The organism is Streptomyces sp. NPDC049541 (assembly GCF_044465725.1).
Taxonomy (GTDB): Bacteria; Actinomycetota; Actinomycetes; order Streptomycetales; family Streptomycetaceae; genus Streptomyces.
In genome coordinates this window covers 126,666-149,351 of the sequence record NZ_JBITLY010000015.1, presented here as the reverse complement: position 1 = coordinate 149,351, position 22,686 = coordinate 126,666, and the positions used below count along the sequence as shown (strand labels likewise).

Below are 22,686 nucleotides of genomic sequence, written 5' to 3'. Positions count from 1 at the left end.
AGTGGCTGAACACGCGTGGGTGCTGCCCCATTGCGGCGAGGCAGAGGGGGTCGGGTGATGGAGCTTCCCGGGAGTGCCGGGACGGACCTGATGACGCCGCCTCCCACCCGGGCCGCAGTGCCCGGGGTCCAGGAGGCCGGCCCCCAGCGGTGGCATCGTGGGATGACGCTGGTGGCCACGATCAGCCTGTTCATCGGGACACGGGACGCCTGGACCGCCGCGATCGCATCCCGCCCGGCCGTCGCCGCGACGATCTCCGCCTGCTACGCCTCGATCCTGATCTGTGCCGTGTGCGCCCTCTGCGTGCGCACCCGGAGGGCGCTCGTCCGGGTGGACGCGGCGGTGCTGTTGACCGCTGTGGCGCTGGTGACCTGCGGCTACCTGCTCGACCACGCGGGCAGCGACGAAGGCGTGCTGACCGCCCAGGCCGCGAACCAGATCCTGCACGGCCGTCCGGTCTACGGCCAGTCCTGGCCGTGGCTCTTCGACAGCGCACGCGTCGGGCTCACCAAGACCATGTCCGGCGGCGCCGACTACACCTACGGCTATCCGCCGCTGACGGCCCTGCTCGCCGCCCCGGTGCACGCCGTCGTCCATTCGGCGGCGACCGCCACGCTGGTGACCACCGGCGCACTCCTGGCCTCCTCGGTCCTGCTGTGGCTCCTGCTGCCGGCACCCTGGCGGTCGGCGGCCACCGCGGTCTGCCTCGGCTTCGGCTTCCTGCCCCAGTACGCCTACGCCGGCTACCCGGCGATCACGGCCCTCGCCCTCCTCGTCCCCGTGGTGGTGCGCTGGCCCGCCACCGGCGCGGGAGGCCAACTGGGAGGCAGGGGAGTGTTGCGGGCGGCCTGTCTGGGCGCGGCCTGCGCCACCCAGCAACTCGCCTGGTTCCTCACGCCGTTCCTCCTGATCGGCCTGTACGCCGTCAGACGCGGCGAACTCGGCCCGCGGCGGGCACTCGCCGTCACCGCCCGGTACGCAGGCACGGCCGCACTCGCCTGGGCCGCCGTCAACGCCTACTTCGCCGTCCAGCAGTTCTCCGCCTGGCTGCACGGTCTGCTGCTGCCGCTGGACCAGAAGGCGATCCTGCACGGCCAGGGCCTGATGGGCATCTCCTACTACTTCACCGCGGGCAGCAGCCGCCTCGACTACTACTCCTACGGCAGCCTGCTGCTCCTGCTCGGCCTGCTGGCCGCCACACTGCTGTTCGTCCGGCGCCTCGGCCCCGCCATCACAGTGCTGCCCTGGTGCGCGTTCTATCTGGCCACGCGCTCCCAGGACGGCTACTTCCTGATGATGACCCCGCTGTGGCTCGCGGCCGTCGCCACCGTCCCGGCCACCGCGTTCGCCACCGCCTGGCAGCCGCGTCTGCCGGGTGCCTTCGGCCACCGCGAGAAGGGCGCCGTGGTCGCGGGCCTGCTGCTGCCCGCCCTCGCCTGTGTGACGGTCGCCGCCGCAAGCCCACCGCCCCTGCGCATGAGCCTCGCCCCCCGCTACGCCACCCACCACTCGGCCGCGGGCGTCACCGCCGTCGACGTACGGGCCGTCAACACCACGGGCACGGCCCTCGCCCCGCACTTCGCCAGCCGCACCGGGCAGGGCGCCTCCAACTGGTGGACCATCACCTCAGGCCCGGCCACCCTGGCGCCGCATGCCTCCGCCGCATACGTCGTCGAACCTCCGGGAGGCTTCCGCGCCCTCCCGAACGGCACGCATGCACGCACCTACCTCATCGCCGTCACCGGCACCCCGATGACGATCACCACGGCTTCCATCCCGCCCGCACCGCCGTCGAAGCGGTGACCGGAAGACGCCGCGGCCCTCATCCTCGATGCGCCACCGCCCCGAGCCTGAGCGGAACTTGAAGACGTTGGAAGAATGCCGGTGGTCAACCGGGGTACGTGCGTGCTTGCCGGACAACGGACCGGCACTGGCACAGCAGACCGACCGGGAGGGGCGCATGATGGCGACGACGACCGTGCAGACCGCGGAGCGTACGGTTGATCTTCCGGAGGTGGCGGACCCGTCCAAGGTCGCGCCGAAGGACGCACGGGAACTGTCGAAGCTGTTCTTCGACCAACTGGCGGTGCTGGAGGAGGGGACGCCCGAGTTCCAGTACGCGCGCAACACGCTGATCGAGATGAACATGTCCCTGGTCCGCTACGCAGCCGCACGGTTCCGCAGTCGGGGTCCGGAGGAGATGGAGGACATCGTCCAGGTCGGCATGATCGGACTGATCAAGGCCATCGACCGGTTCGAGCTCTCCCGCGAGGTGGAGTTCACCTCCTTCGCCGTCCCTTACATCGTCGGCGAGATCAAGCGGTTCTTCCGCGACACCTCCTGGGCTGTCCACGTCCCCCGGCGGTTGCAGGAGGCCCGCGTCCAACTGGCCCGCGCCAACGAGGAACTGCGCAGCCGACTGGGACGGACGCCGACCACCAAAGAACTGTCCGAGCTGATGAGCCTGTCCGAGGAGGAGGTCGTCGAGGCCCAACTGGCCTCCAACGGCTACAACTCGGCCTCTCTCGACGCGGCGATCAGCGGCAGTGAGGACGGCGAGGCCGCGCTGGCCGACTTCATCGGCGACGAGGACGCCGCCCTCGAACTGGTCGAGGACTTCCACGCCCTCGTCCCGATGATCGCCGAACTCGACGAACGCGACCGCAAGATCATCCACTGGCGCTTCGTCGAGGAACTCACCCAGGCCCAGATCGGCGAACGCCTCGGCATCTCCCAGATGCACGTCTCGCGCCTGATCACGCGTCTCCTGGGGCGCCTGCGCGAAGGCATGCTGAGCACCGCCTGAGGGGGAGACGTCTGGCGCTGGGGTGCCTGCGGGTGGCGCCGATTCGCGGAGCGCTGCGCAGCAGAAAAGGGCCTTTCCGGGTGACGCCCGGAAAGGCCCTTCCGTATTCACAGTGCACCCAGCGAATTCAACGCGTCCCTCGGCGGTCAAGCGGTCGTTGCCGCTGTCGCGACAATCGGCTCGTGCCCCGGTTTTACCCTCATAAACAAGGCAGCGTTGGGGCATGACGGCCACATTGCAGGGAATTCGGGTGCCAGGAGGTTGATAAACATGGTTCCCTTGCTGCTCGTTCTTCTTCTCGCGCTGATCCTTTTCGGCGCCGGCTTCGCCATCAAGGTCCTCTGGTGGGTCGCCGTCGCCGTCCTGGTGCTGTGGCTTCTCGGCTTCGTCATGCGCTCCACCACTTCCGGGGGTGGTCGCGGCCGTTGGTACCGATGGTGATCTGACCCTTGGATGCGCCTGTTCGCAGGGCCCGGCCGATATGACGGCCGGGCCCTGCCCGCATGCTGAAAAGGGGGCGGGGGCGACTGGTCGCCCGTGACCCGAGTCGCGGCTATGTCACGCAGATGCCGACGATGCAGGTGTCGTCGTCCGTGTCCGACCTGCTGTAGGTCAGCAGCCGGTCGAGCTGTTGGTCCAGGGTCTTCGGCGCGGTACGGGCCGTCGTCAGCAGATGGGTCAGGGACTCCTCCACGGACCGGTCCCGACGCTCGATGAGCCCGTCGGTGTACATCAGCAGCACGTCCTCCGGCGCGAACTGCAGCTCGGCCTCGTCGTAGACGGCTTCGGGCAGTGCGCCCAGCAGCAGGCCTTTGACCAACGGCAGCGGGGTCGCTTCCCGCCCGCGGACCAGCACGGGCGGGAGATGGCCCGCCCGTGCCCAGCGCAGGCTGCGCTGTTCGGGGTCGTACAGGGCGCACACCGCGGTGGCGGTGACCCCTCCGGTCAAGTGGTGCGCCACGATGTTCAGCCAGGACAGCAGCTGCCCCGGCCCGGCCCCCGTCACGGCGAGGCCACGCAACGCGTTGCGCAGAACGACCATGCTGGTGGCGGCCTCGATACCGTGGCCCGCGACATCGCCCACGCACAGCAGCACCAGCCCGGACGGCAGCACCACGGCGTCGTACCAGTCGCCGCCCACCAGATGCTCGGTCTCCGCCGGCCGGTAGCGCACCGCGACCTCCAGGCCCGGCACCGTCAGGGGGGCCTGCGCGGGCGGCATGATGGCGTGCTGCAACTGCAGGGTCAGACGGTTGCGTTCGGTCGCCTGCCGCTCGGTGTGGACGAGCTGGTCCCGGGTGGCGGCGAGCGCCACCTCCGTCCAGTGCTGGGCGGAGATGTCCTGGTACGCGCCCCGCACGACGAAGAGCCGGCCGTCGGCGTCGAGGGCCGGTTCGGCGACCACCCGGATGTGCCGGGTCACACCGTCGGGGCGTTGCAGCCGAAAGGCCGCGGAGGCCGGCCGGCGGTGGTGCAGCAGCGTCCGCAGGAATCGGCCGAGGGCCACCGCGTCGTCCGGGTGCGCGTGCGCGGGCAGCTCCTCCAGGGGTACGGGCGTGCTCGTCGGGGACCGGCCGTAGAGGTGGAACAGCTGGTCGTTCCAGGTGATCTCACCGGTGAGCAGATTCTCCTCGAAGCCGCCGACACGGCCCAGACGTTGGGCGTGCTGGAGCAGGCTCGCCAGCCGCGCCGTCTCGTCCTCGATGCGCCAGATCAGCAGCACGCTGCTGCCGTGCCGGCTGATGCTGATGTCCGCGACTGCCGACAGCGGCACCTGGTCGACGAGCGGTGTAAGCCGCATCCGGCGGCTGCGGAACGGCTCGCCGGTGGCGTAGACCCGCTCGACCCGCTGGTACAGCTCGCTCTCGCCGGCGGCCATGGGGTACGCCTCGAGCAACAGCGCTCCGCTGACCACCGCGCGCGGCCGGCCGGCCGGGTCCAGGAAGCGGCTGTTGACGTGCTGGATGCGGAAGTCCACCAGCTGGCCGGAGTCGTCGAGGTGCGGCACCAGCACCAGGGCGGGGTCGTGCAGTCCATCGGCCAGGTCCATCAGCTCGGCGGCGTCCGGGAGGATCCGCGGGTGCTGGCCGGGGTACTGGCTGAGCGTGGACGTCTCCAGGGTGTGCGCGCACAGCTCGGCCAGGGCTTGGACCTGTCGGACGATCTGCGGCGGCTGCGGCTCCAGCGGCCCGGGCCAGGCGATCTCCAGGACGCCGTGGATGCGGCCCCCCGTGCCGGCGGGCACCGCGACCCGGCCGCCGGCCGGATGCAGGTGCCGGCCGATGGTGGGCAGCCCGGTGTCGGCGAGCGACTCGAACCACTGATCGGTGCGCTCGGTCAGTCCTCGGCGCGCCACGGTCGCCACGTCCGGGGGGACGTAACGCCACCGGACGGCCTCGGCGGGGGAGAAGCCGGCGCTTCCGCTGAGGGTGAGCGAGCCGTCCCCGCCCGCGCTCCACACGGCCACGGCGACAGCGCCGAGCGGGCGCAGGGCATGCTCCAGCAGGGCGTCGGCGACCTCCTGGGTGTCGTTCGCGGCCAGCGCGCCGCTCTCCGCTGCCCGCAGTCGCAGGGCGGTGTCCTGGCGCGCGGGCGTCTCGACGGCGGTGCTCAGGAAGGCGTCCGCGATCTCCGACACCCCGTCGCGGGCGGCCTGGTTGATGACGTCCACCGCGAACTCCAGTGGCGTCACGTTCGCCTGCGCGGTCAGCTCCGCGAGCTGCCGGGCGGCTTGCGCCGGACCGCAGCCCAGCCGCTCGACCAGGATGCCCTTGGCCAGCTCGATCAGCGCCCGGCCCTCCGCCTCCGCATGCGCGGTACGGACCTCGCGGCGCAGCCGTTCCACCGTGGCGGCCAGCCTGCCGACGGGGGAGGTGGGGGAGACGCCCGCGAGATCCAGGGGGGCGGTGCCCGGCTCCGCGCCGTCCCGTTCACGTGGCTGCTCGGGCGTCTTCACGATCTGCACGCTCCTCGGCTGGACGACGCGGGGACGCGGGTCGCGCCGCGCCGGGCTGCACCCGCCCCGTCGGCGGGCGGCACCGGCGCGCTCACGCGGACAGCCAGCGTCGGACGCAGGCGATGAGGTCGCCGGTGTCGACAGGCTTGGTGACGTAGTCACTGGCGCCGGAGGACAGGGACTTCTCCCGGTCGCCGGGCATCGCCTTGGCGGTGACGGCGATGATCGGCAGCTCGGCGTACTGCGGCAGCTTGCGGATCTCGGCGGTGGCTGTGTAGCCGTCCATCTCCGGCATCATCACGTCCATCAGCACCAGTGCGATGTCGGGGTTGGCGAGCAGTGTGTCGATGCCCTTGCGTCCGTTCTCCGCCTGCAGCACTCGGAAGCCGTACAACTCCAGGATCCCGCTGAGCGCGAACAGGTTGCGTGCGTCGTCGTCGACGACCAGGACCGTACGGCCCCGGAAGCTGTCGTCCACCGACGGTGCGAGGTCCTGCGGGTCCTCGACCAGGACAAGGGAGAGCACGTCCCCGGGTGCCTCGGCGGCCAGGTGCAGGGCGATGCGCTCGCGCAGTTCGTCCAGGCTGGACAGGAACTCCAGGGACCCGTCGTCGCGGTGGGAGCGCAGCGCTTCGGCCCGTGCCACCTCCGGCCGGTGACTGCTGTGAATGAGCACCGGGACGCTCGCCAGCCCCGAGTCGCCCTCGAGCGCCCGCAGAAACCGGGCCGCCTCCCCGTCGGGCATGTCCAGGTCCAGTACGACGCAGTGGCAGGCCTCGGTGGCCAGCGCGCCCGCTGCCTCCTGCGCTCCGACGGCGGTGATGACGTCCACCGCCGGCAGCGGGGAACCGTCGTCCGGGCTGTGCCGGGCCACGTCCGCGACCACGCTCTCGGCGACCAGGGTCAGCAGCCCGCGCGGCCGTTCCTCCACCACCAGGAGCCGGCGCGGCCGCTGTTCGGGAACGGTCGGCTGCGGCGAAGCGGTGATCCGGCCCGCGGCGGCGGCCGATGCGAGCTCGGCCGGTTCCTTCGGGCTGATCCGGGTGGGCCGACCGGCGTCGAGCAGCTCTTCGAAGTCCTTCCGGGCCACCGGCAGGTACAGCGTGAAGGTGCTGCCCCGACCGGGCGTGCTGTCCACCGCCACGGCGCCGCCGAGCAGATGCGCGATCTCCCGGCTGATGGACAGTCCGAGGCCGGTTCCGCCGTACTTCCGGCTCGTCGTGCCGTCCGCCTGCTGGAACGCCCCGAAGATCGACTCCAGGTGCTGCTTCGGAATGCCGATTCCGGTGTCCCGCACCCGGAACGCCACGACGGCACCGCCACGCACGACCTCCTGCGGCACCTCTTCGTCCGTGGCGGGCTCGATGGCCAGCTCGACGCCGCCCTGCTCGGTGAACTTCACCGCGTTGGACAGCAGATTGCGCAACACCTGCCGCAGCCGGGAGTCATCGGTGAGCAGGTCGGCGGGCGCGCCTGCCGTGGTGGTGACCGCGAACTCCAGCCCCTTGTGGGTCGTCATGGGCCGGAAGGTGGCCTCGACGTACTCGATGAGCCGGCGCAGCGGCACCCGCTCCGGGGTGACGTCCATCTTGCCCGCCTCGACCTTCGACAGGTCGAGGATGTCGTTGATCAGCTGGAGCAGGTCGCTGCCCGCGGAGTGGATGATCCCCGCGTACTCGACCTGCTTCGGGGTGAGGTTGCGCGAGGGGTTCTGGGCGAGCAGCTGGGCGAGGATGAGCAGGCTGTTGAGCGGGGTGCGCAGCTCGTGGCTCATGTTGGCCAGGAACTCCGACTTGTACTTCGAGGCCAGCGACAACTGCTGGGCGCGGGTCTCGAGTTCCTGCCGGGTCTGCTCGATCTGCAGGTTCTTCGCCTCGATGTCGTGGTTCTGCGTGGCGAGCAGTGAGGCCTTCTCCTCCAGTTCGGCGTTGGAGCGCTGCAGCTCGTCCTGCTGGGCCTGCAACTCCGCCGAACGGGCCTGCAGTTCGACGGTGAGCCGCTGCGACTCCTCCAGCAGCTCGTCGGTGCGGGCGTTGGCCACGATCGTGTTGACGTTGACGCCGAGCGTCTCGCGCAGCTGTTCCAGGAAGTCCCGGTGGACGGGCGTGAAGGCGGTGACCGAGGCCAGCTCGATGACGCCGAGGACCTGGTCCTCGAAGAGGATCGGCAGCAGGATCAGCGCGGTCGGCACCGCCTGGCCGAGCCCGGACGAGATGGTGACGTAGCCCGACGGCAGCTCGTCGACGGTGATGGTACGACGGCTGCGCGCGGCCTGGCCGACCAGCGAGCGGCCGAAGGGGAAACGCGTGGGGAGCTCGTCGTCGTCGGGCCTGCCGTAGGAGCCGACAAGCCGCAGCTCCGGGCCGCGCTCACCGTCCTCGGCGAGGTAGAAGGCGCCGTACTGGGCCGACACCAGCGGCGTCAGCTCCTCCATGATCAGCTCGGCCACCACCGGCAGGTCCCGGTGGCCCTGCATCAGGCCGGCGATGCGTGCCAGGTTGGTCTTGAGCCAGTCCTGCTGCTGGTTGGCCCGGGTGGTCTCGCGCAGCGACTCCACCATCGAGTTGATGTTGTCCTTGAGTTCGGCGACCTCGCCGGAGGCCTCCACCGTGATCGAGCGGGTCAGGTCGCCCTCGGCCACGGCGCTGGCCACGGCTCCGATGGCCCGTACCTGACGGGTCAGGTTGCCGGCCAGCTCGTTGACGTTCTCCGTGAGCCGCTTCCAGGTGCCCGAGACGCCCTCCACCTCGGCCTGGCCGCCCAGGCGTCCTTCGGTGCCGACCTCGCGGGCGACGCGGGTGACCTCGTCGGCGAAGGCGGAGAGCTGGTCCACCATCGTGTTGATGGTCGTCTTCAGCTCGAGGATCTCGCCGCGTGCGTCCACGTCGATCTTCTTCGACAGGTCGCCCCTGGCCACGGCGGTCGTCACCAGAGCGATGTTGCGCACCTGACCGGTCAGGTTGTTCGCCATGGAGTTGACGTTGTCGGTGAGGTCCTTCCAGGTGCCGGCCACGTTCGGCACGTGGGCCTGGCCGCCGAGGCGTCCCTCGGTGCCGACGTCACGGGCGACCCGGGTGACTTCGTCGGCGAACGCGGACAGGGTGTCGACCATCGTGTTGATCACATCGGCCAGTGCGGCGACCTCGCCCTCGGCCTGGACCGTGATCTTGCGGGACAGGTCGCCCCGTGCGACGGCGGTGGCGACCTGGGCGATGGAGCGCACCTGGTCGGTCAGGTTCGACGCCATCACGTTCACGTTGTCGGTGAGGGCCTTCCAGGTGCCCGAGACGCCCTTGACGTCGGCCTGGCCGCCGAGGCGTCCTTCGGTGCCGACTTCGCGGGCGACGCGGGTGACTTCGTCGGCGAAGGCGGAGAGCTGGTCGACCATCGTGTTGATGGTGTTCTTGAGTTCGAGGATCTCGCCGCGGGCGTCGACGGTGATCTTCTGGGACAGGTCGCCCTTGGCCACCGCCGTCGCCACCTGGGCCACGTTGCGGACCTGGGCGGTGAGGTTGCCCGCCATGAAGTTGACCGAGTCGGTCAGGTCCCGCCAGGTGCCCTTGACGCCCTTGACGTCGGCCTGGCCGCCGAGGCGTCCTTCGGTGCCGACTTCGCGGGCGACGCGGGTGACTTCGTCGGCGAAGGCGGAGAGCTGGTCGACCATCGTGTTGATGGTGTTCTTGAGTTCGAGGATCTCGCCGCGGGCGTCGACGGTGATCTTCTGGGACAGGTCGCCCTTGGCCACCGCGGTGGTCACCTGGGCGACGTTGCGGACCTGGGCGGTGAGGTTGCCCGCCATGAAGTTGACCGAGTCGGTGAGGTCCCGCCACACCCCCGCGACACCGGGCACCTTGGCCTGGCCGCCGAGGCGTCCTTCGGTGCCGACCTCGCGGGCGACGCGGGTGACCTCGTCGGCGAAGGCGGAGAGCTGGTCCACCATCGTGTTGACGGTTTCCTTCAGCTGCAGGATCTCGCCGCGCGCGGGCACGTCGATCTTCTGCGACAGGTCGCCCTTGGCCACGGCAGTGGCCACCTGGGCGATGTCCCGGACCTGGGTGGTCAGGTTCCCGGCCATCGCGTTGACCGAGTCGGTCAGGTCGGCCCAGGTTCCGGAGACCCCCGGCACCTCCGCCTGCCCGCCGAGCGTGCCCTCGGTGCCGACTTCCCGGGCCACCCGGGTGACTTCGGAGGTGAACACGGACAGTTGGTCGACCATGCCGTTGAACACGCTCGCGATATCGCCCATGAGACCGTCGGCGTCCTCCGGCAGACGTGTCCCGAAGTCGCCGTCCCGCACGGCCGTCAGCCCCGCGAGGAGCTGTCCGAGCTCCCCGTCGCTCGGTCCGGCGTCGATGAGCTCGGTCCTGTCGCTGGTCATGCGCACCCTCGTCCCGCTCCCCTGGAGCCCTCGGCAGTGAAGACTCAAACACCCCGGCGGGCCGCGATGGGCCCGTAAACGCTCTGCATTCCCTCACCTCACGGCGTTGGGCGAGGAGAAAATACGCCGCAGGCTAACCCACGCGGTACCCGCCGAACAAAGCCTCCGGCCGCTGCTCACCCGGGAAGAAATCCGCCGCGAAAAGCCATGCATGACACCGGAACCATGGGGTACTCGCAGTGGTTTTGGTGACGGCCCGCCGACGGGTCGGCGGGCCCTTGGCGAGTGGTGTTCTCGGCCTGGAGTGCCTTGAACAGCTCGCCACCGTGACGGCCGGACCGAGTGCGGACGACACCCGTGTCTTGCTGCGCACCGGCGACCCGACGCCGAGCTGTGATCAGCGGCCGATGTAGAAGCGGATCGTGGTACCCGCCTCACTGGTGTGGACGCGCACGAGGTCGGCGACATGGTTGACGAAGAGCAGGCCCCGTCCGCCGGGCCGTTCGGGTGGCGGGGGGCGCCGGCCGGCCAGTGGATCGGTGAGCCGGCCCCCGTCCTGCACCTCGCAGACGACCTGCTCGCCCTCCACCCAGATCCGCAGCGTGCCACCACCGGCCCCATGAACGACGCTGTTGGTGGTCAGCTCAGCCACCGCCAGCTGGAGATCCTCCAGCCGTGCCCCTTCCAACCCGAGCCGCTCGCCCTGCCGTACGGCAAACTCACGTACCGTCGGCAACTGGCCACTGCCCTCGAAGCTCGTCTCCTGGGCGGCGGGCGGCACGGGCAGAGCCTGGTTGTACCGGGCGACGACCGCCTCGGGGCTGTACGCAACCGAAGCCGTCTCGCTCCCCTCGGCGACCACCACCGGGTGGGTGGCCCAAGCGTCCTTCAGCACCGTCTCGTCGAGCCCGTCGACGTCGTACGGGCACAGAATCGTGACCGCACGCCCGGTGAACGCCTCGTTGATCAGCGCCTCGTGCTGCACGCACGCGGGGTACTCCACTGCGCTGCGGCCGGGCCAGATCGGCTCACCGATGATGCGCACCCGGCCACTGGTATGGGCATCGGCGAACCGGCGCAGCACTCCGGGAATGATCCGCCCCGGGTTCCGGCCGGCCTGCGTCATGTCCTCGAAGTGAACCCGACGGGCCTGGTCACCGAGCTGGTCCTGGATCAGCTGGAGTCGGTCCGGCGGTGCGGCGACCGCAACGGGTTCCTCCCTGGCCAGCCCCTCGAGAACGAAGGGCACTGTACCTGTCACGTACTGCTGGTCCCCGCTGTAGAACAGCGCCGGATGCACAAACTTCTGAGGATCGGGGGCGGTGCCGGTCATGCGGCCACCTCGATCCCGCCCAGGCTGGGCCAGAACAAGTCCAGAATGCGCGGTACCTGGGGCGGTGGTTGCTCAAGGACGAGCAGACGATCCCCACTCAGTGACCGCGCGGCCATCGCCAGATCCGTCACCCCGGCCACGTCGATGAACGTCAGCTGGGACATCTCGACGTACAGGCAGCTCTCGCTCCGCCGTGACAGCTGGCCGAGGGCTTCCTGCCACATCGGCCGCGTACTCACGCCGACCTCGCCTTTCGCATACACGCCCGGGCGCTCCAGCAGCGGACGTACTTCCAACCGAGCCCCGCCGTGTGACGGCGCGGCGCGGTGTCCCTCCGGATCGAGTGGGACATCCACGCTCTTCCCCTCACCATGCCCGAATCGCCCCTCGACGGCGTGCACCCGCACGAGTACAGCCGCTGTCCATCTATACCAGGCGTATGACGACGATATCGCGCAGAGGTTGCGGGGGTCGGAGGTCGCTCCGGGCCGCAACGTGGCCACCGCCGAGCGGTGGTATGTGAAGCCCGATGTAAAGGATCTTCGCGAGGCAGCCACAACGTGGGACGGCTTGCACGGGGATGCCACCCAGGTACGTGAGAAATCGTGAGATGTGGGAGCGTGAGTCGGGTGAGTGAGAGTACGTCCAACACCCTGCAATACCGCTTTGACGGGCCAGAAGACGCCCCGGTCCTCATCCTCGGGCCCTCGCTCGGTACCACCTGGCACATGTGGGACCGCCAGGTGCCCGAGCTGGCGAAGCAGTGGCGCGTCTTCCGCTTCGACCTGCCGGGGCACGGCGGCGCGCCCGCGTACCCGGTGGGCTCGGTGGGCGAACTCGCCTCGCGGCTGCTGGCCACGCTCGACGGGCTCGGCGTGCAGCGCTTCGGCTACACGGGCTGTGCGCTCGGCGGCGCGATCGGTCTCGAGCTGGCCCTGCGCCGCCCCGAGCGGCTCGCCTCGCTCGTGGTGATCGCCGCCTCGCCCCGCTTCGGCACGGCCGACGAGTTCCGCCAGCGCGGGGTGATAGTGCGGACGAACGGGCTCGACCCCATCGCCCGTACCTCCCCCGACCGCTGGTTCACCGGCGGGTTCGCCGCCGCGCAGCCCGCGATCACCGACTGGGCCGTGCAGATGGTCCGCACCACGGACCCCGGCTGCTACATCGCCGCCTGTGAGGCCCTTGCCGCGTTCGACGTACGGCCCGAACTCGGCCGCGTCGGCGTGCCCACCCTCGTGCTCGTCGGCTCGGAGGACAAGGTCACCGGTCCCGCCGAGGCCCGCACCCTGGTCGCCGGCATACCCGACGCGCGCCTCGCGGTCGTCCCCGGCGCCTCCCACCTGGTGCCGGTCGAGCAGCCCGCCGCCGTCACCGACCTGCTGGTCCGGCACTTCTCCACCGCCTGGCAGCCCGGCTACGTCGAGTCGTCCACGGGGCAGATCGCCATCCCGGCGACCCCCGCCAAGCCCGTACTCGCCCCGCCCCCGCAGCCCCACCAGCCCGCACCGATCGCCGAGATAGCCCCCGCCGCCGTCGAGCCCCCGCCGGTGAACGGACGTCCCGACCCCTACGACACCGGCATCAAGGTGCGCCGTGAGGTGCTCGGCGACGCACACGTCGACCGGGTGCTGGCGCAGGCGGACGAGTTCTCCGGGGACTTCCAGGAGTTCGTCACCCGCTATGGGTGGGGTGAGATCTGGGACCGCCCCGGTCTCGACCGGCGTGCCCGCAGCTGCGTGACCCTGGCCAGCCTGGTCGCGGGCGGCCACCTGGAGGAGCTCGCCGTCCACACCCGAGCCGCCCTGCGCAACGGCCTCACCCCGAACGAGATAAAGGAAGTGCTGATGCAGTCGGCCGTCTACTGCGGCCTGCCGGCGGCGAACAGCGCGTTCAAGGTGGCCCAGCAGGTCATAAGAGAGGAAACGACCCCCACCGAGTGATCGTCAGCCGGGCAGCGAGAGCACCCGTCCCAGCCGCCCGAGCAGCCCGCGAACGGGGCAGGATGGGAGCCATGAAGCTCACGAAGAAGTCGCACGCCTGCGTACGTCTCGAGAAGGACGGGCGCACGCTCGTCCTCGACCCCGGCGTGTTCAGCGAGCAGGACGCCGCACTCGGCGCGGAGGCGATCCTCGTCACGCACGAGCATCCCGACCACTTCGACGAGGGCCGGCTGCGAGCGGCTCTGGAGGCCGATCCGGCGGCCGAGATCTGGACCCTCGCCTCGGTCGCGGAGCAGATCTCGGCCGCCTTCCCGGGCCGTGTGCACACCGTCGGCCACGGCGACACGTTCACCGCCGCGGGCTTCGACATCCAGGTCCACGGCGAGCTGCACGCCGTCATCCACCCGGACATCCCGCGCATCACGAACGTCGGCTACCTCGTCGACGGCGGCAAGGTCTTCCACCCCGGCGACGCCCTCACCGTCCCCGACCACCCGGTCGAGACGCTGATGCTCCCGGTCATGGCCCCCTGGAACAAGATCTCCGAGGTCATCGAGTACGTCCGCGAGGTCAAACCGCAGCGTGCCTACGACATCCACGACGCCCTGCTCACGGACCTCGCCCGCCCGATCTACGACCGCCAGATCGGTGCCCTCGGCGGCGCGGAGCACCTGCGGCTGACGCCCGGAGAGTCGGCGGAGGTCTGAGGACGGGATGCACAGCGGGCGGGCCGGCCGCGTTGTCAGACCGGCCCGGTAGGTTGTGAGGCATGCGCATTGCGACCTGGAACGTGAACTCGATCACCGCCCGCCTGCCGAGGCTCCTGGCCTGGCTGGAGAGCAGCGGCACGGACGTGCTCTGCCTCCAGGAGGCCAAGCTGGCCGAGGAGCAGTTCCCGTTCGACGAACTGCGCGACCTCGGCTACGAGGCGGCGGTGAACGCGACCGGCCGTTGGAACGGCGTGGCGGTGCTCTCCCGCGTCGGCCTCAAGGAAGTGGTCAAGGGCCTGCCCGGCGACCCCGGCTACGACGGCGCCCCGGAGCCCCGGGCCATCTCGGCGACCTGCGGCCCGGTCCGCGTCTGGTCGGTGTACGTGCCGAACGGCCGCGAGGTGGACCACCCCCACTACGCCTACAAGCTCCAGTGGTTCGAGGCCCTCAAGGCCGCCGTCGCCGGCGACGCGGCCGGCAGCCGCCCCTTCGCCGTGCTCGGCGACTACAACGTGGCCCCGACGGACGACGACGTCTACGACGTGGCCGCCTTCGAGGGCCTCACCCATGTCACCCCCGCCGAGCGCGCCGCCCTGGCGTCCCTCCGCGAGGCCGGCCTCTCGGACGTGGTCCCCCGCCCCCTGAAGTACGAGCACCCCTTCACGTACTGGGACTACCGCCAACTCTGCTTCCCCAAGAACCGCGGCATGCGCATCGACCTGGTCTACGGCAACGCCCCCTTCGCCAAGTCAGTCAAGGACGCCTACGTCGACCGCGAGGAACGCAAGGGCAAGGGCGCCTCGGACCACGCGCCGGTGGTGGTGGACCTGGACGTGTAGCCACCGGGCTGCGAAATCAGCCCGTCGGGCGTGCACGGACAAGGCCGGGCTCGCCCACATCAGCCCGTCCGGCGTGCATGGAAAGGTCAGCTCAGCCACATCAGCCCGTCGGGCGTGCATGGAAAGGTCAGCTCAGCCACATCAGCCCGTCGGGCGTGCATGGACAAGGTCAGCTCAGCCACATCAGCCCGTCGGGCGTGCACGGACAAGGCCGGGCTCAGCCACATCAGCCCGTCCGGCGTTTGAGGACGAGGCCGTTCAGGCCGAAGCGGGGGGCTGGGGGCGGCAGCCCCCAGGGCGGTCACGGCACCAGAGCGCGCAGATCCACGGATCGGGCCATCGCGGCGAGCCCTGCATCCCCCGGATGCAGATGATCCCCACTGTCATACGCAGCCAGCATCCGCCCCGGACGCCCCGGATCCCGCACCACCGCATCGAAGTCGAGCACCGCATCGAACACCCCGGCCCCCCGGATCCACGCGTTCACCGCGGAGCGCTCCGCATCGACGGCAGCCGTGCACCGCACCTCCCCCTCGCAGGGCAGGATCGTGCCGACCAGCATCCGCAGGCCCCGCGCATGCCCCCGGTCCGCGATCTCCCGCAACCCGGCGACGACCTGCTGCGCCGTCGCCTGCCCCCGCAGGTCGTTCACGCCCTCGAAGACGACCGCCGTACGCACCGAGGTCTGGGCGAGGACATCGCGGTCGAACCGGCTCAGAGCGCTGACCCCGGCCATGTCCGTGGAGACCCCGTCACCGGGATACCGGTCGGTGACCACACGGTTCCCGGAGATCCCCTGGTTGAGCACCCCATAGTGCGGGACCCCACGCTGCTTCAGCAGCCGTGCCGCCAGCACATCGGGCCACCGCCGGTTCGCGCCCGTCGTGGACCTGTCCCCGTCGGTGATCGAGTCCCCGAGCAGCACCACCGACCCCGGCCCTCCGCCCACGTCCACTCCGGTCAGCAACGGCCACCTGGACAGGGTCGTGGTGTACGCCGCCCCAGAGCCCTCCGCCGTATGGTCGCCCGCCGTGCTCACATACGAACGCTGCACCGCCAGCTGGTGCACGGGCGCCGCGGCGACCGGCCCGGGCAGATGGAAACTCACCAGCAGATTGGCGTCCGCGGGCACCACGAAGCCGAGCGGATCGCTGAACGCCTGGGCCCCGGCCGGGATCTCGACCCCCGCCCCGCCCCGGAACGACAGCGGCACCGGCACTCCCCGCGCCGTGGCCCCCTCCTTCTGCACGGCCACCGTCGCGCCACCGATCCGTACCGGCGCCGCCGCGAACGTGTTGTCGAACCGCAGCCGCACCCGCGAGCCGCCCACCGACGTGTGCACGACCAGCCGTACCGTCCGGTCGCTCCACGGCCCCACGGCCCGGACACCGGAGGTGGCGGCCGCCCAACTGCCGGTCCAGCCCGTGCCCGAGGACCGCACGGCCACGGCGAAGACATGCAGACCCGCAGCACGCGGCAACTGCACCGAAGCCACCTGGCGCCCCCGGACCAGCGGCACGGTCACCACGTACAGCCGTGCCTGCTCGGCGAGTTGACCGACGGGTGTGTTGATGTGCGGCAGCGCCACCGCCTTCGTGGCGAGCGGGCCGGCGCGCCAGTCGGAAGCGGTCAGTGCGTACGAGGAGCGGGTGCCGTCCCGGTACGAGACCGAGCCCGTGCCGCTCGCGCCGGCCCCGCCCGTGCCCGCCACCAGGAAGGCGAGGGCGTCGCCGCGCCCGCCGACCCGCACGGACTGTCCCGCGGCGAGCACGTTGTCCGGCTCGCCCGGCAGCCGCCGAGGCCAGGTCAGCCGGGCACCCTGCACGGTGAGGGCACGGTCGGGCGTCCAGCCCGCGGCCGTCAGGTCCTGTGCCGACAGGGAACCGCCGTAGCCGTCGAGGTTCGCCTGCCCCGGACGGGCATCGTCGCTGACGGCAACGTTGTCGAAGAGCCGCTCCAGCGGCTGTGGTTGTGCCCCGTCGCCGGCAGCGGCTCCTGCCGGCACGACAGGCGCCAGGAAGGCGAACGAGACGATGGCAACCGCGAATCCCCGCACACGTCGACGCACGGCCGACTCCTCCCGCTCACCGGTGGGACGAAAGACGCATCGCGAAGCTAGAGAGACGTGAGGGGCCCGTCAACGAGCCATGCACGGAGTCGGAGCGAAATAGCCCCGAAGTGACGGCCCGCGCGCCTGTGGTGCGCATGCCGGTGCGAATGACACGCTGGGAGGTATGAAGATCCCTTTTCTGGGCCACCGGCATGAAAAGCACGGCATCCCCGACCCGGAGGGCATCGCCGAACTCCTCTCCGAGTGCGAACTGCTCCGCTCGCAGGCGTCCCAGGAGGGCGTCCAACTCGATGACTCCGCAGCCTCGTTGGAGGCACTCGACCAGCTGCTGCCGCGCTGGCGGGACGACCCCGAGGTGCTGCACTGGCTCGGCAACGACGCCGGGCTCTATCTGGGCACGGTCATCGTGCGCACCGTGCCCGGCGCCGCCTGGAAGCTCTGGCCGGACGGCCAGCCCGTCGTGCGGCTCGCCTCGGGCCGCGAGTTCGACGTCGTGACCTCCGGGCACGAGTGGGCGGCCGGCGGGGTGCCCGAGCTCTCGCAGCTGTACGCCGAGGTCGCGGAGACATGAGCGGAGCGGCCGACCTAAGATCGACGTAAATACGGCTTATGCCCGAAAAGTGCGTGTCGTGACGTAAGTCAACTCGTGTCCGGATAGTTTGCGGCAACCACGACACAGCTGAGAGTGAGTAGGGCTGCGAATGGCCGTCGATCCGCTGATCGAGCTGCATGACGTCAACGAGTACTACGGGGAGTTGCATGTCCTGCACCAGTCGTTCGACCTGTTCGCTCCCAGGACCGTCCTGCAGAACGTCTCGACCGGGCAGACCAGGGTCCGCCGGCGCAAGGCGGAGGAAGCCGACAGGCACTCCCGCCGGCTCCTCGGCCATCGCCCGCGCCCTCGCCATGGCGCCCAAGGCGCTCCTGTTCGGCGAGCCCACCTCCACCCTCGACCCCGAGATGATCAACGAGGTCCTCGAGGTCATGCGGCAGCCGGCCCGCGACGGCGTGACGACGGTCGTCGTCACCCACGAGACGGGCTTCGCCCGCTCTGCCGCCAACCGTGTCCTCCTCATGTCCGACGGCCGCGTCGTCGAGGGCCGCGCCCCGGAGGAGTTCTTCACCGGCCCGCACGGCGAGCGCGCCGAAGACTTCCTGTCCAAGATCCTCAAGCACTGAGCGACAGAGCCATGCCCGGCCGGCGGCAGCCGGAGATCACTGCTTGCGCAGGGGAATCGACACGTACGACGGGTCGTTCGCCGGCGAGGAGAAGGTCAGCTGAGCGCCGGACGGGTTGTGCTCGATGTAGAGCGGGTCGACCGTGTCGACGACCAGGGCCAGCCGGTGCCCTGCCGGGACGTCGTAGGCCGTGGAGAACAGATCCAGGTCGAGACCGAACGGCTTTCCGGGCGTGCGCCCGTGGAAGGTGTACGGCGCGTTGCTGACCAGCTTGCCGAGGCCGAGCGGCCCCACGTCGTAGAGATAGGCGACGAGGGTGCCGCTCTCCTTGGTCGGGGTGACCGTGGTGTGCAGCCGGGCCGTACCGCGGATCTGCTGGATGTCGGCGTACCTCTCCGACTGCCAGACGGCGGCCCAGCGGCGGGGGAGCAGGGGGATCGAGGCCATCGGGGGCAGTTGGGCGAACTGGTCGAGGATGCTCGACAGGAAGACGATTCCGCCGTCGGCCCCGGAGTCGACGTTCGTGTGGATCGTGGTAGTGCCGGCGAGCGCGATCTTCCGGTCCGTGGCGGCGACGGACTTCCAGTCCGGGTAGCCCTCGTAGCCGCCCGTGGTGCGGGGCTTGAGCTGGACCGGCTCCTCGCGGTTGATGCCGTTGTCCACGCCCTTGAGGTAGTGGCCGAACCAGCGCTCGGTGTCCGTCCACACATCGTTGGGCAGTCCGAACAGGCCGGTCAGCTCGGCGGTGGCGTGGTCGCCGGGGCGGAGCTCCAGTCTCTTCGGGCCGGTCAGCTTCTCGTAGAAGTCCGCGCACTGGTTGGGCGCGAAGACCGTGTCGCCCCACGCGTTGGCCAGCATGACCGCTGCGCCGTTCTTGTTCAGCTGATCCACATATGTTGCGGCCGAACGTTTCTTCCCCCAATTGATCATGTCCTGTTCCTTGGACAGGTTGGAGGCGTAGAAGTTGTCGAAGATCTGCCGGAGTTCGGGGCTCTGCCGGCCGGTGACCAGGCTCGCGCCGTCCAGCACGGCGCCGGCCTGGACGTGCTGGGTGCGGCCGGAGTAGATCGAGTCGATCAGATCGGCCCAGCCGCTGAGGGCGGCGACCGCCCTGATCCGCTTGTCGTGCGCGGCGGCGATCAGACTGATGCCGGCGCCGTACGAGACCCCCGCCATGCCGATGTGGGCCGAGTCGGCCGGGGTGTTGGCGAGCGCCCAGTCGATGACCTTGGAGGCGTCGGCTATGTCCGGTGGCCCGGCCACTTCTATCTCCCCGCCGGACTGCCAGAAGCCCCGCACGTTGTAACTGACCACGACGTAGCCGGAGTCGGCGAGCTTCTGGGCCTGGGCGAGGTACTCGACCTGGGGCAGGCCCCAGCTCGTGGGGAGCACCAGCAGCGGGTAGCGGTGCGTGCCGTCGGCGCCCGCGGGCATGAGGACGTTCGCCTTGAGGACGGTGCCGCCGTCGCCGGCGATGTCGACGAAGCGGACGGCGTCCGCGGCCTGTGCGGCGGGGGCGAGCCCGAGGGCGCTACCGGCGATCAGCGTCGCGGAGACGGCGCCGACGGCGGTCGTGCGCAGGGCCTTGCGATGGGTTCCCACGGGTCACTCCTCACTCGTGTCAGTGCAAAGTGACCAGACGGTAACCTCGCACCTTTACCAGAGGTAACCCGTCGGTAAGTTACGTGCCAGTAACGATTGTTGTCATGTGAATGAATTCAGGAGGCGCGGTGGGAGTTGCGGGGAGCGGGGGGTGCCGGCAGGGGTGCCTGTGCCGCGCGGGTCACGTCCGCGACGAGCTCGGCGACGTCCGGGCCGTACGCCTGTGAGTTGACCACCTTCAGCAGCAGGACGAACGTGTTGTTGCCGTACTTGCGGGCCAGTCGCTCGTGGTTGCGGGCGAGGTAGCGGGTCGCGGCCTGGTTGGTGATCGCGGTCTGCCCGCTGAACAGGAAGACGGGGCGGGTCAGGCCGGGCTGACCGGCCGTCAGCCGTGCCAGCAGCACATATTCGGACAGGCCCTTCTCCATGCGGTAGCGCTCGCTGCCGATCTGGAACGCCAGCCGGTCCGGGCCCGGCTCCGGGTCCGTGTTGACCCGCACCCCGGGCAGCATGGCGTGCAGGTGGGCGGCCATGCGCCGGTTCGAGCCCGGCCCTCCGACGCAGAACTCGGTCCGCTCGCCGAAGCCCTGCCGGGCCGCGTCCTGGGTGATCACCTCGGCATGTGCGCCGCAGTCCTTGATGAGCGCGGCCAGTTCCAGCAGCGCGAACACGTCGTAGCGGTGCACCGCGAGATCGGGACTGCCGGCATCGCGGTTGACGACGAGCAGCGACTCGGAGTGGTCGGGGAGCCCGAAGAACGCCTGCTTGCGGCGGAGTTTCCGCTTCCACAGACAGGTACGGGCCAGCCAGCCGAGCGCGGCACTGATGCCGGCCGCCACCACGCCCAGGACGATGTTGCGCACGTCGTCGTTCATGGGCGCGCATGCTAGCGGGCCGACATGACTGGTACGTACCGGTGTTCGATCCGTGGCATTCGTATGACAGCAGCGGGAAAGGGGCTGTTGGGGCCCCGGATGATGCGGTTACGCTGCGCGGACGCCCCTGACTGGAGGTACGGATGCGTCGCCCTGTCGCGCGGAAACTCTCGGTCCTGGCGGTCTCGGCCGCCGTGGTGTCGGTGGGGGCGGCAGCACCGCCGGCCACCGCGACGACACCGCAGAAGGTGCCCGTCGCCGTCGGCTACGGCGGCGCCGTCGCAAGCGTCGACGCGGACGCCTCCGCCGCCGGCATCGAGGTCCTGAAGAAGGGCGGCAACGCGGTCGACGCGGCCGTCGCCACCGCGGCCGCGCTCGGCGTCACCGAGCCCTACTCCTCCGGGATCGGCGGCGGCGGCTACTTCGTCTACTACGACGCCAAGACCCGCACGGTGCACACGATCGACGGCCGCGAGACCGCGCCGCTGACCGCCGACTCCCACCTCTTCGTGGAGAACGGCAAACCCCTCGCCTTCGCCGACGCCGTCAGCAGCGGCCTGAGCGTCGGCACCCCGGGCACGCCCGCCACCTGGCAGACCGCGCTCGACCACTGGGGCAGCAGAAGACTCGGCACGGTGCTGGGGCCCGCCGAGCGGATCGCCCGCGACGGCTTCACCGTCGACGACACCTTCCGCTCGCAGACCGCCGCCAACGAGACCCGGTTCCGCTACTTCCCCGACACGGCCAAGCTGTTCCTGCCGGGCGGACAGCTCCCGGTGGTCGGCTCCACCTTCAAGAACCCCGAACTTGCCAAGACCTACGAGGAGCTGGGCAGCAAGGGCGTCGGCGCGATCTACCACGGCGACCTCGGTGACGACATCGTCCGCACGGTGAACCACCCGCCCGTGGACCCGGCCTCGGGCTGGAACGCCCGCCCCGGCAAGCTGGCCGACAAGGACCTCGCGGCCTACCGCGCCAGACTCCAGGCGCCCACGAAGACCTCGTACCGCGGACTCGGCGTCTACTCCATCGCACCCTCGTCCTCCGGCGGCACGACCGTCGGAGAAGCCCTCAACATCCTGGAGAACACGGACCTCTCGAAGGCGAGTGAGGTCCAGTACCTGCACCACTACATCGAGGCCAGCCGGATCGCCTTCGCGGACCGCGGGCGCTGGGTCGGCGACCCCGCCTTCGAGGACGTACCGACGAAGGAACTGCTCTCGCAGAAGTACGCCGACTCGCGGGCGTGCCTCATCAAGGACAACGCGGTGCTGACCAGCCCGGTGGCGCCCGGGGATCCGCGCCGTCCGGCCGCGTGCGCCTCCGGCGGTACGGCGGCCCCCACGACGTACGAGGGTGAGAACACCACGCACCTCACCGTGGCCGACAAGTGGGGCAACGTCGTGTCCTACACGCTGACCATCGAGCAGACCGGCGGCAGTGCGATCACCGTGCCCGGGCGTGGGTTCATCCTCAACAACGAGCTGACGGACTTCTCCTTCGCCCCGGCGAACCCGGCCGTGCACGACCCGAACCTGCCGGGGCCGGGCAAGCGGCCGCGGTCGTCGATCTCGCCGACGATCGTGCTCGACAAGCACAACAAGCCGGTGGTGGCGCTCGGTTCGCCCGGTGGGGCGACGATCATCACCACCGTGCTCCAGGTGCTGACCGAGTTCCTCGACCGTCATCTGCCGCTGGTCGACGCGATCGCGGCGCCGCGCGCCAGTCAGCGGAATGCCGCGCAGACGGAGCTGGAGCCGGCGCTCTACAACGACACCGGTGCCGGGAGTTTGCGGGCGCAGCTTGAGGCCATTGGGCACTCGTTCAAGTTGAACCCGGAGATCGGGGCGGCTACGGGTGTTCAGCGGTTGCCTGGCGGGAAGTGGTTGGCGGCGGCTGAGACGGTCCGTAGGGGCGGTGGGTCGGCGCAGGTGGTTGACCCGGCGCCGTAGTCGTCTGCGGGTGCGTGGGGGCTGGTCGCGCAGTTCCCCGCGCCC

At 70.4% G+C, this 22,686-nt stretch carries 15 protein-coding genes and 1 pseudogene; 9 read left to right on the top strand and 7 right to left on the bottom strand.

Annotated features, from left to right (window positions below):
• Nucleotides 1-90: 90 nt before the first annotated feature.
• The 3 genes from ACIBW9_RS38175 (at nt 91) to ACIBW9_RS38165 (ending at nt 3,247) form a co-directional block, all read left to right on the top strand.
• Nucleotides 91-1,803 (top strand): hypothetical protein, encoded by a 1,713-nt coding sequence (locus tag ACIBW9_RS38175; RefSeq protein WP_398962085.1) that lies wholly within the window; start codon nt 91-93, stop codon nt 1,801-1,803.
• A 157-nt stretch (nt 1,804-1,960) separates the two neighbouring features.
• Nucleotides 1,961-2,806 carry an RNA polymerase sigma factor SigF gene (locus tag ACIBW9_RS38170; protein WP_398962167.1) on the top strand — a complete coding sequence of 282 codons (846 nt, stop codon included), beginning with the start codon at nt 1,961-1,963 and terminating at the stop codon, nt 2,804-2,806.
• A 270-nt stretch (nt 2,807-3,076) separates the two neighbouring features.
• On the top strand, nt 3,077-3,247 hold the full coding sequence (locus ACIBW9_RS38165; RefSeq protein WP_398962082.1) for a hydrophobic protein: 171 nt from the start codon (nt 3,077-3,079) through the stop codon (nt 3,245-3,247).
• Between the two features lie 112 nt (nt 3,248-3,359).
• Here the strand turns inward: ACIBW9_RS38165 and ACIBW9_RS38160 are convergent, their stop codons facing one another.
• The 4 genes from ACIBW9_RS38160 to ACIBW9_RS38145 form a co-directional block, all read right to left on the bottom strand.
• The gene (locus tag ACIBW9_RS38160; RefSeq protein ID WP_398962079.1) at nt 3,360-5,762 is read right to left on the bottom strand and encodes a SpoIIE family protein phosphatase; all 2,403 of its coding nucleotides are present in this window, start codon (nt 5,760-5,762) and stop codon (nt 3,360-3,362) included.
• A 91-nt stretch (nt 5,763-5,853) separates the two neighbouring features.
• Nucleotides 5,854-10,140, bottom strand: a complete 4,287-nt coding sequence (locus ACIBW9_RS38155; protein ID WP_398962076.1) for a HAMP domain-containing protein — start codon at nt 10,138-10,140, stop codon at nt 5,854-5,856.
• A 397-nt stretch (nt 10,141-10,537) separates the two neighbouring features.
• Entirely contained in the window at nt 10,538-11,473 is a 936-nt protein-coding gene (locus ACIBW9_RS38150) for an anti-sigma factor RsbA family regulatory protein (protein WP_398962073.1), read from the bottom strand.
• The gene (locus ACIBW9_RS38145) at nt 11,470-11,829 is read right to left on the bottom strand and encodes an STAS domain-containing protein (protein ID WP_398962070.1); all 360 of its coding nucleotides are present in this window, start codon (nt 11,827-11,829) and stop codon (nt 11,470-11,472) included. Before ACIBW9_RS38145 ends, ACIBW9_RS38150 begins: the two co-directional genes overlap by 4 nt.
• Nucleotides 11,830-12,102: 273 nt before the next feature.
• Here ACIBW9_RS38145 and pcaC point away from each other — a divergent pair, with 273 nt between their 5' ends.
• The 3 genes from pcaC to ACIBW9_RS38130 all read left to right on the top strand — a co-directional run bounded on the left by pcaC (nt 12,103) and on the right by ACIBW9_RS38130 (nt 14,962).
• Nucleotides 12,103-13,413 (top strand): 4-carboxymuconolactone decarboxylase, encoded by a 1,311-nt coding sequence (gene pcaC, locus ACIBW9_RS38140; protein ID WP_398962066.1) that lies wholly within the window; start codon nt 12,103-12,105, stop codon nt 13,411-13,413.
• A 71-nt stretch (nt 13,414-13,484) separates the two neighbouring features.
• The gene (locus ACIBW9_RS38135; protein WP_398962064.1) at nt 13,485-14,120 is read left to right on the top strand and encodes an MBL fold metallo-hydrolase; all 636 of its coding nucleotides are present in this window, start codon (nt 13,485-13,487) and stop codon (nt 14,118-14,120) included.
• 62 nt (nt 14,121-14,182) lie between these two features.
• A complete protein-coding gene (locus ACIBW9_RS38130; RefSeq protein ID WP_398962061.1) occupies nt 14,183-14,962 on the top strand; it encodes an exodeoxyribonuclease III in 780 nt (259 codons plus the stop codon).
• Nucleotides 14,963-15,263: 301 nt separating this feature from the next.
• On the opposite strand, the gene ACIBW9_RS38125 is transcribed toward ACIBW9_RS38130, so the two are convergent.
• A complete protein-coding gene (locus tag ACIBW9_RS38125) occupies nt 15,264-17,030 on the bottom strand; it encodes an SGNH/GDSL hydrolase family protein (RefSeq protein ID WP_398962058.1) in 1,767 nt (588 codons plus the stop codon).
• Nucleotides 17,031-17,196: 166 nt separating this feature from the next.
• Between ACIBW9_RS38125 and ACIBW9_RS38120 the strand changes: the two genes are divergently transcribed.
• Both ACIBW9_RS38120 and ACIBW9_RS38115 read left to right on the top strand, forming a co-directional pair.
• Nucleotides 17,197-17,604, top strand: coding sequence for a DUF6278 family protein (locus ACIBW9_RS38120; protein WP_398962055.1), 408 nt, complete (start codon nt 17,197-17,199; stop codon nt 17,602-17,604).
• 130 nt (nt 17,605-17,734) lie between these two features.
• Nucleotides 17,735-18,212, top strand: a pseudogene (locus tag ACIBW9_RS38115) (hypothetical protein).
• Between the two features lie 36 nt (nt 18,213-18,248).
• Here the strand turns inward: ACIBW9_RS38115 and ACIBW9_RS38110 are convergent.
• On the bottom strand, nt 18,249-19,814 hold the full coding sequence (locus tag ACIBW9_RS38110) for an alpha/beta fold hydrolase (protein WP_398962052.1): 1,566 nt from the start codon (nt 19,812-19,814) through the stop codon (nt 18,249-18,251).
• Between the two features lie 116 nt (nt 19,815-19,930).
• Nucleotides 19,931-20,689 carry a hypothetical protein gene (locus ACIBW9_RS38105; RefSeq protein ID WP_398962049.1) on the bottom strand — a complete coding sequence of 253 codons (759 nt, stop codon included), beginning with the start codon at nt 20,687-20,689 and terminating at the stop codon, nt 19,931-19,933.
• 143 nt (nt 20,690-20,832) lie between these two features.
• Between ACIBW9_RS38105 and ggt the strand changes: the two genes are divergently transcribed.
• Nucleotides 20,833-22,641: a gamma-glutamyltransferase gene (gene ggt, locus ACIBW9_RS38100; RefSeq protein WP_398962047.1), complete on the top strand. Its 1,809-nt coding sequence runs from the start codon at nt 20,833-20,835 to the stop codon at nt 22,639-22,641.
• Nucleotides 22,642-22,686: the final 45 nt, after the last annotated feature.